Origin of the sequence: Agromyces allii, assembly GCF_009749385.1 — a bacterium.
Lineage (GTDB): Bacteria > Actinomycetota > Actinomycetes > Actinomycetales > Microbacteriaceae > Agromyces > Agromyces allii.
Genome location: NZ_WBIN01000010.1, coordinates 17,071 through 29,247, shown reverse-complemented (window position 1 = coordinate 29,247; position 12,177 = coordinate 17,071). Strand labels below are relative to the sequence as shown.

Here is a 12,177-nt window from a genome sequence, read left to right as displayed (position 1 = left end):
GAACGCCCGGTTGCCCGGCGCTGTACGCGCGCGTGGCGCCGGCCCGCGGCATCCGCTCGCCCGGAAACGACGAGTCGCCCGGTTCCGAGGGGGAACCGGGCGACTCGAGCGGGTGGCGCCCTGCGTCAGACGACGTACGAGTCGGCGACCGTGAGCGCCTCGTCGATGATGTCGAGGCCGCGCAGCAGCTCCTCCTCGCTGATCACGAGCGGGGGAGCGACGTGCAGTCGGTTGAAGTGCACGAACGGCCAGAGGCCGGCCTTCTTGCACGCAGCGGCCACCGCGCCCATGGGGGCGGCATCGGCACCGGCGGCGTTGAACGGCACGAGCGGCTCGCGCGTCTCGGCGTCCTTCACGAGCTCGATCGCCCAGAAGAGGCCGAGGCCGCGCACCTCGCCGACCGACGGGTGCTTCGCCGCGATCTCGCGCAGGCGGGGGCCGACGACGCGCTCGCCGAGGTCGCGCACCCGCTCGAGGATGCCGTCGCGCTCGAACACCTCGAACGTGGCGACGCCGGGGGCGCACGCGAGGGGGTGGCCCGAGTACGTCAGGCCGCCCATGAAGGCCACCGTGTCGAAGTGCGCGGCGATCCGCTGCGAGATCACGACGCCGCCGAGCGGGGCGTAGCCCGAGTTGACGCCCTTCGCGAAGGTGATGAGGTCGGGCGTGACGCCGAAGTGGTTCACCGCGAACCACTCGCCGACACGGCCGAAGCCGACCATGACCTCGTCGGCGATGTAGACGATGCCGTACTTGTCGGCCAGCGCGCGCACGCCCTCGAGGTAGCCGGGCGGCGGCACGAGCACGCCGTTCGTGCCGACGATCGTCTCGAGGATGACCGCGGCGATCGTGTTCGCGCCCTCGAGCACGATGACCTGCTCGAGGTGGGCGAGCGCGCGCTGCGCCTCCTCCTCGGGCGTGGTCGAGCCCCACGACGAGCGGTACTCGTAGGGGCCGAAGAAGTGCGCGACCGACCCGTCGGAGGGCTCGTTCGCCCAGCGGCGCGGGTCGCCTGTGAGCGAGATCGCCGTCGCGGTGCCGCCGTGGTAGCTGCGGTACATCGACAGCACCTTGCGTCGTCCGGTGACCGCGCGGGCCATGCGAACGGCGTACTCGTTGGCGTCGGCGCCGCCGTTCGTGAAGAACACCTTGTCGAGGTCGCCCGGGGCGATCTCGGCGATGCGGCGCGCGAGCTCGCCGCGGACGTCGTTCGCCATCGACGGCTGGATCGTCGCCAGACGCCCGGCCTGCTGCTGGATCGCGGCGACGAGGTCGGGGTGCTGGTGGCCCAGGTTCAGGTTCACGAGCTGCGAGCTGAAGTCGAGGTACGCGTTGCCCTGGTAGTCCCAGAACGTCGAGCCCTCGCCCGCCGCGATGGGCAGCGGGTCGATGAGCGCCTGCGCGCTCCAGGAGTGGAAGACGTGCGCACGGTCGTCGGCGCGCACCTGGGCCTCGGCCGCGGGGTCGGGCAGCGCGTGCACGGCGCCGTGGCGGTCGGTGTGCACCGCGGTCGCGGTGTCGCTGAGGGTGTCGGTCATGATGGAGGGTCCTCGCGGGGTCAGTGGTTCTGGGGGAAGCCGAGGTTGATGCCGGTGTTGGCGGAGTCGCCGCGCTTGGCCGGGTCGAGCCAGCGGCTCGTGATGGCCTTCTCGCGGGTGAAGAAGTCGAAGCCGTGCACGCCGTACGCCTTCGCGTCGCCGAACAGCGACTGCTTCCATCCGCCGAACGAGTGGTAGGCGACGGGCACGGGGATCGGCACGTTGATGCCGATCATGCCGACCTGCACCTCGTTCTGGAACCGGCGGGCCGCGCCGCCATCGTTCGTGAAGATCGCCGTGCCGTTGCCGAACTGGCCCGAGTTGATGAGGTCGAGCCCCTCGTCGTACGACTCGACGCGCACGATCGAGAGCACCGGGCCGAAGATCTCCTCGGTGTAGGCGCGGCTCGTCGTGGGGACGTTGTCGAGCAGCGTCGGGCCGAAGAAGAAGCCGTCCTCGTGGCCGTCGACCGTGAGGCCGCGACCGTCGACGACGACCGTCGCGCCGTCGGCCTCGGCGATGTCGACGTACGAGGCGACCTTGTCGCGGTGCACCGCGGTGATCAGCGGACCCATGTCGGGCTCGACGGTTCCGTCGGCCGTGTCGACGCCCGCGCCGTTGCCGATCTTCAGGGTCGCGATGCGCTCGGAGATCTTGGCGATCAGCTCGTCGGCGACGGGCTCGACGGCCAGCACGACCGAGATCGCCATGCAGCGCTCGCCGGCGGCGCCGTAGCCGGCGTTGACGGCCGAGTCGGCGACGAGGTCGAGGTCGGCGTCGGGCAGCACGAGCATGTGGTTCTTGGCACCGCCGAGCGCCTGGACGCGCTTGCCGTGCTTCGAGGCGGTCTCGTAGATGTACTGCGCGATCGGTGTCGAGCCGACGAACGAGATCGACTGCACGAGCGGGCTCGTGAGCAGGCCGTCGACGGCGAGCTTGTCGCCCTGGAGCACGGTGAACACGCCGTCGGGCAGGCCGGCCTCGCGCCAGAGCTCTGCAAGCCAGAGCGCGGCCGAGGGGTCCTTCTCGGAGGGCTTCAGCACGACGGCGTTGCCCGCGGCGATCGCGATGGGGAAGAACCACATCGGCACCATGGCCGGGAAGTTGAAGGGGCTGATGATGCCGACCACGCCGAGCGGCTGCTTCACCGAGTAGACGTCGACGCCCGAGGAGGCGTTCTCGGAGTAGGCGCCCTTGATCAGGTGCGGGAAGCCGGTCGCGAGCTCGACGACCTCCTGGCCGCGGAGGATCTCGCCCATGGCGTCGGAGACGACCTTGCCGTGCTCGGCCGTGATGATGTGGGCGAGCTCGCCCTTGCGCGAGTTCAGGAGCTCGCGGAACGCGAAGAGCACGGTCTGGCGCTTGGCGATCGAGTAGCCGCTCCACACCTGGAACCCGGCGTGCGCCGACGCGATGGCCGCGTCGATCTCGGCCTGGTCGGCGAGCGCGACCTCGGCCTGCACGGCACCCGTCGCGGGGTTGTACACGGGGGCGGTTCGCCCCGAGGTCGATGCGCGGTGGGCGCCGTCGATCCAGTGCCCGATGACGGGCGCTTCAGACGTCGAGGCGGGCGACGAGGCGGTCTCGGTGATGCTCATGAGCAGTTCCTTCGTGGTGGAGCGACGGATGCCGCGGCCGCACTGGTGCGGTCGGCCCGGACATTCCGCCCGGTCGTCGGTTAGGCTGACGTCCTCAAGTTTTTCAGAGGGTTTGAAGGTGCACCGATGGCAGAACGTCGCGAAGACGCAGCGATCCGTACAGACCGTCCGACCGCTTCGGCCGCCTCGACGGCCGACGGCGGGCTGCCGACGGTGCGCGAGATCCTGACGCTGCCGGCCGTCGCGAACGGCCTGCCGGAGGTGCTCGCGGCCGACGGCCTGCTCGATGCGCGGGTGCGCTGGGTGCACGTGTCCGACAGCGGCGGCGTCGCCCGGCTGCTCGACGGCGGCGAGCTGCTGCTCTCGACCGGGTCGGGCTGGCCGACCGAGCCGGCGGAGCTCGACGCGTTCATCGCGGGCCTCGTCGAGGCCGGGCTCTCGGGCCTCGTGCTCGAGCTCGGCGTGCACTACCGCTACGTGCCGGCCGTGGTCGAGCAGTCGGCGCGCGAGCACGGGCTCGCCCTCGTCGTGCTGCACCGCGAGGTCAAGTTCGTGACCCTCACCGAGGCCGTGCACAGCCGCATCATCTCGGAGCAGACGGCCGCGCTCAGGGCGCGCGACGAGGTGCGCGAGCGCTTCACCGCGCTCAGCCTGCGCGGGTCGCCTGCGGACTTCATCGTGCACCAGCTCGCGCAGACGCTCGGATCGGCCGTCGTGCTCGAGAACCTCGCGCACGAGGTGGTCGCGGCCGAGGTGCCGCCCGCCGACGAGGCCGCGCTCTTCACCGACTGGGAGGCGCGCTCTCGGCTCGCGCACCGCCGCGGCGAATCGGGCGACTGGCTCATCGTTCCCGTCGAGGCGCGCGGCACCCGGTGGGGTCACCTGATCGCGTTACCGGGTCCGGCGCATCCGGCCGGCCGCACGAGCGTGCTCGAGCAGGGCGCGATCGCGCTCGCCCTCGGGCGTCTCGCCGACGGTCCGAGCGACGAGTGGGCTCGCGTGGGTCGCCAGCGGCTCGTCGACGGGCTGCTCGCGGGCCGGTTCGCGGGCGTCGCGGGGGCTGCGGCGCGCGTCGCGGCGGCCGGCCTGCCGGTCGAGGGGGCCGTGCTCTACGGCATCGTCGCGTCGGGCGCTCCGGTCGCTTCAGGCGTGGCGGATGCCGCGGCGCGGGCGTTCGCGGGCCGCGCCATCGACGGTGCCGCGAACGCCGCAGGCGCCCCGGCGTCGGCCCGCATCGTGCTGCTCTCAGCGCCCAAGGCGCTGACCGAGGCCCAGGTGCAGGCGTTCGCCCTCGCCCTCGTGGGCGGCGACCAGGCCGCGGCCGACCGGCTCGTGTTCTCGATCGGCGCCCCCGCCGCCGGGCTCGAGGATGCGCTCGGCTCGGTGCAGGAGGCCGCCGACCTCGCCCGCGGTCCTCGTCCGCGTGGTGCGCGCGGACTCATCGTGCGCCGCGGCGACGACCGTCCGCTCATCCGGCTCGTCACCTCGCTGCGCGACGATCCCCGGTTGCTGCAGCACAGCGAGCGCATGCTCGCCCCGCTCATCGAGTACGACCTCGCGCGCGACGGCGACCTGCTGAGCGTGCTGGGCGCGATGCTCGCGCACCCGGGCAACCGCACGGCCGCGGCCGGGGCCTCGCACCTGTCGCGCTCGGTCTTCTACCAGCGGATCGCGCTCATCGGCGACCTGCTCGGCGTCGACCTCGACGACGGCGAGGTGCTCACGGCACTGCACCTGGCGCTGCTCGTGCGGCGGAGCGCCGCGCGCTGACCCGCGCGTGACCCGCGCGTGTCGACCGCTCCGGCAGGCGCCGCGCCGCGGCATCCGAAGTTTCTTTCACTTGCTATTGACAAGTGCACTTGCAAAGAGCAAGCTAGGCGATGTCAACACGACACGACCAGACGATCTCCCGGAGGCGATCATGACCGCGACCAGCATCTTCGTGAACTTTCCCACCACCGACCTCGACCGCGCGAAGGCGTTCTACGAGGCCCTCGGGTTCAGCATCAACCCGAACTTCACCGACGACAACGCCGCCTGCGTCGTGCTCAGCGACACGATCTACTTCATGGTGCTGAAGCGCGAGTACCTCGCGACCTTCACCGACAAGCAGATCATCGACCCGAAGACCCACGCGCAGATGTCGATCGCGCTGAGCCGCGACTCGCGCGACGAGGTCGACGAGGTGCTCGCCAAGGGCCTCGCCGCCGGCGGCAGCGAGCCGCGCGAGGCGCAGGACTACGGCTTCATGTACTCGCGCGACCTCGACGACCCCGACGGCAACAACCTCTCGTTCCTCTTCATGGAGCAGGCCGCCGCCGAGCAGGGGCCCGAGGCCTACCTCGCCGAGCAGGGCGCGGCCGAGCCCACGGCCGCGACGGCCTAGTCTCGACCGCATGGCGACACGCGGCACGCGCGGCTACGGCCAGTACGGCGGAGCGGCGAGGGCGCTCGAGCGGGTCGGCGACCGGTGGGCACTGCTCATCGTGCGCGACCTGCTCGTCGGCCCTCGCCGCTACGGCGACCTGAAGACCGGACTGCCCCGGATCCCCACCAACATCCTGAGCGACCGGCTCAAGGAGTTGCAGGAGTCCGGGGTGCTCCGGCGCGTGCCGACCGTGCGCGGCGGCTACGAGCTCACCCCGCTCGGGCGCGACCTCGAGCCCGTCATCACCGCGCTCGAACGCTGGGGCTGGGCCGTGCTCGGCGAACCCGGCGACGACGAGACGGTCAGCGCCGATTCGCTCGCGTACGCGCTTCGCGCCGCCTTCCGGGCGGATGCCGCGGCCGCCCTCCCGCCCACCGAGTACGTGCTGCACGTGGGCGCCGTCTCCCTGTCGGCGATCGTCGTCGGCCGCACGCTCGACGTCGTGCCGGTCGGCCCCGGAGCCCTGCCGCAGCCGCGCCGCCGCTCGGCGCTGGAGCCCGTGCCGTCGGGCGTGCTCGAACTCGAGCTCGAGGCCCGTGCCCTGCCCGAGCTGCTTTCGGGGCGGCCTGCAGCGGCGCGCCGCGCCGGTTCGCTCACCGTCGTTTCGGGCGGCGACGAGCTGCTCGATCGGTTCGGTGCGACGTTCCGCATCGAGCCGGCGACGCCGACGACGGATGCCGAGGCGGCCGTCGCGGCGTGACCGGAGGCGCGTTACCGGATCGGAACGAAGCGGTGCGCTCGCTGCCGGTCGCTGCTCAGTATTCTGATGGTCCTCGGACTCGCCGAGCCTGAATCGAAAGCAGCCCGAAGATGCGCATCCATCCGGTTCGAATCCTCGGCGCAGCGCTCGTCGTGCTGACGCTCGCCGCCTGCGCCCCGACCGCCACCGCCGACCCCGAGGCCTCCTCGACGCCGTCGGCGGCGCCCGTCGAGACGCCCACGCCGACGCCCGAGCCGGTCGTCATCGACCCCGCCGACGTCTCGACCTGGGTCATCTCCGGTCAGGGCATCGGGCCGCTCACCCGCGGGGCTGCCTATCCCGACGTGATCGCACCCCTGACCACGTTCACGGCCGATGAGTGGTGCCCGGGCATCGTCGGGCTGCAGCGCGAGGACACCCCGGGCTTCACCCTGGCGCTGAACGACGACGGCACGGTCCGGGCGGTCTGGGTCTCTGCCGCGGTCGACCCGGCGATCCCGGTTCCGGCGACCGAGTCGGGCATCCGCCCGGGGTCGACGAAGGCGGAGCTCGACGCGGCCCACCCCGCACTGGAGGTCGCCGGCCAGATCGGTCAGGACACGTTCGTGTACGCCGCAGGAGACGACGTGAACGGCTGGATCGACTTCACCGTCAACGCTGACGCGATCACGATGATCGGCGTCTCGAGCACGCCGATCGCGCCGAAGGAACTCTGCGGCTGATCTCGGAGCCTGCGTCAGGCCGGTCGCGTCAGGCCGGTCGCGTCAGGCGCGGCTGCGCGTGGCGACCGCCCCGACCTCGACGAGGATCGCGGGGTCGACGAACGGCAGCGCGTGCGTGAGCGTGAACGCCGGGCGGATGTCGGCGTAGACCTCGCCGTGCGCGCGGGCCGCCTCCTCCCAGTTGGCGAAGTCGCTGACGGCGAGGCGGCTGTGCACGACGTCCTCGAGCGAGAAGCCGTTCTCGACGAGCACCGACTCGATGGTCGCGAGGGCCGTGCGCGTCTGCGTGTAGAGGTCGTCGCCCGCGCCGGCGGTCTCGGAGATGTGGATCGTGTCGTCGACGACGACCGCTCGCGAGTAGCCGATCCGGGTCTCCCAGGGCGATCCGGTGGTGACGAGCTTGCGCATGGCGGTGCTTCCTGACTGTTCGGGGTGGTCCGTCCACTTCTACCGGCGCAGGATGCCTCGTGCAAAACGCGTGACCCCGTGCGACCGGCACGGGGTCACGCGATGCCGGCTACTTCGCGACGAACGAGAGGCGGCGGTTCGCGAACTCGCCGATGCCGATCGGGCCCATCTCGCGCCCGAACCCGGATCGCTTCACGCCGCCGAAGGGCAGCTCGGCGGCTTCGGCCGCGATGATGTTGACGTGCGTCATGCCGACCTCGAGCCGCGAGGCGAGGCGCGCGGCGCGAGCCTCGTCGGTCGAGAAGACGGAGCCGCCGAGCCCGAGGTCGCAGTCGTTCGCGAGCTCGAGCGCCTCTTCGTCGCTGTACACGCGGTAGACCGTGGCGACCGGCCCGAAGAGCTCCTCGCGGTACGACTCGGAGTCGCGGGGGACGCCCGTCAGCACGGCGGGCGAGTAGTACGCGCCCGGCCCGTCGGCGAGCACGCCGCCCGCCTCGAGCGTGGCGCCCTCGGCGATCGCCTTCTGCACCTGCGCATGCACGGTCTCGGCAGCGGCGCGGGAGGACATCGGCGCGTACTGGCCCTCGCCGAGGTCCAACTGGTCGCCCGGCTCGAGGCCTTCGGCGAGGCGGCGCAGCTCGGCGACGAACTCGTCGTAGATCTCGTCCATCACGATGAGCCGCTTGTTCGAGTTGCACACCTGGCCGACGTTGTAGACGCGGAAGTCCCACGCGGCCTTCGCGACGCCCGCGACGTCGTCGGAGTCGAGCACGACCATCGGGTCGATGCCGCCGAGCTCGAGCACGGCCTTCTTGAGATGACGCCCCGCCTGCTCGCCGATGATGGCGCCGGCCCGCTCGGAGCCGGTGAGCGACACGCCCTGCACGCGGGGGTCGGCGATCATGGTCGCGATCTGGTCGTGCGTGGCGAACACGTTCTGGTAACCGCCGACGGGAACGCCGGCCTCCTCCATGATCTCCTGGATCGTCAGCGCCGAGCGTGCGCAGATGTCGGCGTGCTTCAGGATGATCGTGTTGCCGAGCACGAGGTTCGGGGCCGCGAAGCGCGCCACCTGGTAGTACGGGAAGTTCCACGGCATCACGCCGAGCAGCGCGCCCACCGGGAGGTGCTCGATGATCGCCTTGCCCGGGATGGTGCTCGGGATCTCGTGATCGGTGATCAGGCTCGGCCCGTGCACGCCGTAGTAGTCGATGATCGACCTGGCGAACTCGACCTCGTCGAGCGACTCGGCGATCGACTTGCCCATCTCGACCGCGATGAGGCGGGCGAGCTCGTCGCGGCGCTCGTGGAACAGCTCGGCCACGCGCCTCACGGCGGCGGCGCGCTCCTGCACGCTGCGCTCGCGCCATTCGCGATAGGCGCCGTCGGCCGCAGCGAGCGTCTGCTCGATCTGAGCATCGTTCGCGGCCTCGAAGGTCTCGACGATCTCGCCGGTCGCGGGGTTCTGAACTCGGTACTTCGCCATGTCTGTCTTCCTTCCAGTCCGCGCCTCAGCGCGAGATGAACACCTTGCGGAGCGTCTCGCGCACCGTCCACACCGTCGTCATGCCGGCCTCGAGCCGTACGACCGATCCAGGCCCGAGCTCGATCGACGCGAGCGCCGGGGACTCGAACTCCACGGTCGCATCGCCCGCGAGCACGACGAACACCTCGTCGACCTCGACGTCGCGCATCGCGCCGACGGACATCTCCCAGACGCCGATCTCACCGGCATCCGACTCGTCGAGCGCGAGATACCCCGTGGTCGGGGCGCCTGCGACGACCTGGTCGGCGGGGACGGGTTCGTGCTCGAGCGCCAGGCTCGGGGCATCCGTCAGCGCGCCCGCGACGAGTCGCAGCGCGTCGGCCTGCTCGCCGGTCACGAGTCGAACCCCAATCCGAGGGCGTCGAGCGTCTTCAGGAGCAGGTTGCGACGACCGCCGTTGTGGTCGGCCCGGTCGAGCGACCAGCGGGTCGCGTTGATGCCGATCGCGGCGGCCGGTTCGGGCGGGAACGGCAGGGGGCGCTTGCGCACCATCTCGAGCTGCGTGCGCTCGTTCTCGCGACGCTCGAGCAGGTCGAGCATGACCTCGGCGGCGAACCGCGTCGAGCCGACGCCGAGCCCGGTGAAGCCTGCGGCGTAGGCGACGCGGTGGTCGCGCGCCGTGCCGAAGAACGCCGTGAACTGCGTGCTCGTGTCGATCGCGCCGGCCCACTGGTGGCTGAACTGCAGGCCTTCGAGCTGCGGGAACGTCGTGAAGAAGTGGCTCGCGAGCTTCTGCCAGGTCTCGGGCCGGTTCTCGTAGGAGCTGCGCACCTTGCGCCCGTAGTGGTAGATCGCGTCGTAGCCGCCGAAGAGGATGCGGTTGTCCTTCGAGAGGCGGTAGTAGTGGAACTGGTTGGCCATGTCGCCGATGCCCTGGCGGTCGTTCCAGCCGATGTCGGCCAGCTGCTGCGCCGAGAGGGGCTCGGTCATGAGCACGTAGTCGTAGACCGGCACGGTCATGAGCCGGTTGCGCTTCAGCAGCGACGGGAACACGTTCGTCGCGAGCACGGCGTGCGTGGCGTCGACGCGGCCGCCGTCGGTGACGACGCTCACGGCGCCCGTCGACCCCGGCGTCTCGATGCCCTTCACGGGCGAGTGCTCGAAGATCTCGACGCCGAGCTCCTCGGCGACGCGCGCGAGCTCCGAGACGAGGCGCGCCGGGTGCAGCATGCCGTTCGTGTTCTTCTCCCACACGCCCGCGAGGAACGTGGGGGAGGCGACGGATGCCTGCACGGCCGCCTCGTCGAGGAACACGACCTCGTCGCCCTCGCCCTTCGCCACGGCGCCGGCGTGCCAGTCGCGCAGCCACTCGACCTGGTGCTCCTCGATCGCGGGAGCCAGCTGCCCCGTGCGCTCGAAGTGGAAGTCCATGCCGAGCTCGGCCTCGGACGCCTCGATCGCGTCGAGGTTCGCCATTCCGAGGCGGTGCAGCGTCGGCATCTCGTCGGGCCAGCGCGACTCGCCGTTCTCGTCGCCGTGCGTGAGGCTCGCCTCGCAGAAGCCGCCGTTGCGGCCAGAGGCCGCCCAGCCGATGGACTTCGCCTCGACGAGCACGACGCGCGCGTTCGGGTTGCGGCGCTTGGCGAGCACCGCGCTCCAGAGGCCCGTGTAGCCGCCGCCGACGACGACGAGGTCGGCGACGCGCGTGCCCGCGAGCTTCGGGCGACCGCCCGTGGCGCCCTCGGGGAGGTCTTCGAGCCAGAACACCGCCTGCCGGGTTGCGGCGAGCGAGTGCTCGACGACGGATGTCTGGGGTCGGCGTCGTTCGAAGACGGTGGTTCCCACGGGGTATCACTCCGATGCGATGGTTGGTAGCTTCATCCTCCCGTGCAGCGTACGGACGGCGCCAGTGGCGGCTGTCTCGACATCCGCCCCCGCTCGGACAGGCTGTGCCGCGCCGGAGGGTGCCGTGATCGCTACCCGACCCGCTGCAGCAGCTGCTCGATCGTGATGAGCGTGCGGAAGCTCCGCACCATCTCGCGCGTCGACGCGAAGTTCAGCGCGATGTCCGCATCGTGCGCGGGGTCGTGGAACAGGTGCGTGGCGAGCACGCCGATGTGCCCGACGGGGCGGGGAAGCCGGCGCAGCAGCGGTGAGAAGCCCTCGAAGCGCACCTGCATCAGGCCCGCGCCGTACCGGATGCCGGGGCGGAACCGGTTGCGCATCTCGCCGAGGACCTCGAGGCTCGCGGCGCTCACGAGGTCGCCGTGGTGCAGGGCGCCGCTGAACGTGGTGAGGTCGCCAGGCGTGGAGATGATGCCGCCGCCCGCCCAGTCGCAGCTGATGCTCGTGAAGCGGCTCGCCTCGACCCTGCCGAGTCGGAACGGGGCGATCTCGGTCGTCACGGGCCGCTCGGCCCGGGAGCCGTCGTCGGTGCCGGTGCCGGTGTCGCGCGCCGGGCGGGAGAAGAACTGGAGCGCGCTGTCGCGCATGCCGAGCGGCGTGAAGACGCGCTCGTGCAGCAGCTCGTAGAACGCGCGGCCGGTGGCCTGCTCGAGCACGCGGCCGAGCAGCACGTAACCGGTGTCGGAGTACGCGAAGCGCTCGCCGGGCCGCCCGACCGGCCGTTGGCGTTCGCGGCTGAAGTCGAGCAGCTGCGCCGGCGTCCAGAGGTGGTCGGGCTCGGCGAGCACGAGGTCGAGCATCCGCGGGCCGCTCGTGACGGCGCCCTCGAAGTAGTCGGCGACGCCGGCCGTGTGCGTGAGAAGGTGGTGCACGGTCGCGCCGCCCGCGGCATCCGCCGTGCCCTCCGTGTCGAAGAGACCGGTGACCTCGTCGCGGGGGAGCAGCGCGCTGATCGGCGTGTCGACCGTGAACGCGCCCGCTTCGACGAGCTGCATGACGAGCGTCGCCGTGAACGTCTTGCCGATGCTCGCGACGTGGAACCGCTGCTGCTGGTCGCCGAAGCGGTAGTCGAGGCCGAGCCGTTCTGATCGCACGGCGTCCTGCGGTGCGCCGAGCTCGCCGCGGCGTCGGCTGACCCGGGCGAGGTGCGCGTCGAGCTTCGCGCCGAACGCCTCGGGGTCGAGCGCGCGCCTCGGCTTCGGTCGTGGTGCCATGCGTCGGGGCGTCGAGGGTCGTGGCGTCGAGGGCCGTGGCGTCAGGGGTCGTGCGGCGGGCATCTGCGAGAATCCTTCCGACGGATCGCGGTTCGTGATGTCACTAACCGTTACATCACGGAACGTAGCATTAACGTCCGCCGACCGCATCCGTCGTCGACCGACTCACGAGAGGAGC

Annotated in this window: 11 protein-coding genes; 4 read left to right on the top strand and 7 right to left on the bottom strand. The window is 71.4% G+C overall.

Annotation, left to right across the window (positions count from 1 at the left end; genetic code table 11):
* Positions 1–125: 125 nt before the first annotated feature.
* Together GQR16_RS12850 and GQR16_RS12845 are read right to left on the bottom strand one after the other, a co-directional pair.
* Entirely contained in the window at positions 126–1,538 is a 1,413-nt protein-coding gene (locus GQR16_RS12850; protein ID WP_157415555.1) for an aspartate aminotransferase family protein, read from the bottom strand.
* Between the two features lie 20 nt (positions 1,539–1,558).
* Positions 1,559–3,136, bottom strand: coding sequence for a CoA-acylating methylmalonate-semialdehyde dehydrogenase (locus tag GQR16_RS12845; protein WP_157415554.1), 1,578 nt, complete (start codon positions 3,134–3,136; stop codon positions 1,559–1,561).
* A gap of 126 nt (positions 3,137–3,262) precedes the next feature.
* Here GQR16_RS12845 and GQR16_RS12840 point away from each other — a divergent pair, with 126 nt between their 5' ends.
* From GQR16_RS12840 to GQR16_RS12825, 4 genes are all read left to right on the top strand, one after another.
* Positions 3,263–4,906, top strand: a complete 1,644-nt coding sequence (locus GQR16_RS12840) for a PucR family transcriptional regulator (RefSeq protein ID WP_246200816.1) — start codon at positions 3,263–3,265, stop codon at positions 4,904–4,906.
* Between the two features lie 151 nt (positions 4,907–5,057).
* Entirely contained in the window at positions 5,058–5,522 is a 465-nt protein-coding gene (locus GQR16_RS12835) for a VOC family protein (protein ID WP_157415553.1), read from the top strand.
* 10 nt (positions 5,523–5,532) lie between these two features.
* The gene (locus GQR16_RS12830; RefSeq protein ID WP_157415552.1) at positions 5,533–6,264 is read left to right on the top strand and encodes a winged helix-turn-helix transcriptional regulator; all 732 of its coding nucleotides are present in this window, start codon (positions 5,533–5,535) and stop codon (positions 6,262–6,264) included.
* 110 nt (positions 6,265–6,374) lie between these two features.
* Positions 6,375–6,986, top strand: coding sequence for a hypothetical protein (locus GQR16_RS12825; RefSeq protein ID WP_157415551.1), 612 nt, complete (start codon positions 6,375–6,377; stop codon positions 6,984–6,986).
* A gap of 42 nt (positions 6,987–7,028) precedes the next feature.
* Here GQR16_RS12825 and GQR16_RS12820 read toward each other — a convergent pair whose 3' ends face one another.
* The 5 genes from GQR16_RS12820 to GQR16_RS12800 all read right to left on the bottom strand — a co-directional run bounded on the left by GQR16_RS12820 (position 7,029) and on the right by GQR16_RS12800 (position 11,999).
* On the bottom strand, positions 7,029–7,394 hold the full coding sequence (locus GQR16_RS12820; RefSeq protein ID WP_157415550.1) for a Rid family hydrolase: 366 nt from the start codon (positions 7,392–7,394) through the stop codon (positions 7,029–7,031).
* Positions 7,395–7,503: 109 nt separating this feature from the next.
* Positions 7,504–8,880 carry an NAD-dependent succinate-semialdehyde dehydrogenase gene (locus tag GQR16_RS12815; protein WP_157415549.1) on the bottom strand — a complete coding sequence of 459 codons (1,377 nt, stop codon included), beginning with the start codon at positions 8,878–8,880 and terminating at the stop codon, positions 7,504–7,506.
* A 25-nt stretch (positions 8,881–8,905) separates the two neighbouring features.
* Positions 8,906–9,277: a cupin domain-containing protein gene (locus GQR16_RS12810; protein WP_246200814.1), complete on the bottom strand. Its 372-nt coding sequence runs from the start codon at positions 9,275–9,277 to the stop codon at positions 8,906–8,908.
* Positions 9,274–10,725, bottom strand: a complete 1,452-nt coding sequence (locus GQR16_RS12805) for an NAD(P)/FAD-dependent oxidoreductase (protein WP_157415548.1) — start codon at positions 10,723–10,725, stop codon at positions 9,274–9,276. The genes GQR16_RS12810 and GQR16_RS12805 overlap by 4 nt, the downstream gene beginning before the upstream one ends.
* Positions 10,726–10,856: 131 nt before the next feature.
* On the bottom strand, positions 10,857–11,999 hold the full coding sequence (locus tag GQR16_RS12800) for a serine hydrolase domain-containing protein (protein WP_170298497.1): 1,143 nt from the start codon (positions 11,997–11,999) through the stop codon (positions 10,857–10,859).
* Positions 12,000–12,177: the final 178 nt, after the last annotated feature.

Bases quoted from the DNA above. Each gene is read 5' to 3' on its own strand.
- GQR16_RS12835 (WP_157415553.1), top strand. From the start codon at position 5,058: ATGACCGCGACCAGCATCTTCGTGAACTTTCCCACCACCGACCTCGAC.
- GQR16_RS12845 (WP_157415554.1), bottom strand. From the start codon at position 3,136: ATGAGCATCACCGAGACCGCCTCGTCGCCCGCCTCGACGTCTGAAGCG.
- GQR16_RS12825 (WP_157415551.1), top strand. From the start codon at position 6,375: ATGCGCATCCATCCGGTTCGAATCCTCGGCGCAGCGCTCGTCGTGCTG.
- GQR16_RS12850 (WP_157415555.1), bottom strand. From the start codon at position 1,538: ATGACCGACACCCTCAGCGACACCGCGACCGCGGTGCACACCGACCGC.
- GQR16_RS12820 (WP_157415550.1), bottom strand. From the start codon at position 7,394: ATGCGCAAGCTCGTCACCACCGGATCGCCCTGGGAGACCCGGATCGGC.
- GQR16_RS12840 (WP_246200816.1), top strand. From the start codon at position 3,263: ATGGCAGAACGTCGCGAAGACGCAGCGATCCGTACAGACCGTCCGACC.
- GQR16_RS12800 (WP_170298497.1), bottom strand. From the start codon at position 11,999: ATGGCACCACGACCGAAGCCGAGGCGCGCGCTCGACCCCGAGGCGTTC.
- GQR16_RS12815 (WP_157415549.1), bottom strand. From the start codon at position 8,880: ATGGCGAAGTACCGAGTTCAGAACCCCGCGACCGGCGAGATCGTCGAG.
- GQR16_RS12830 (WP_157415552.1), top strand. From the start codon at position 5,533: ATGGCGACACGCGGCACGCGCGGCTACGGCCAGTACGGCGGAGCGGCG.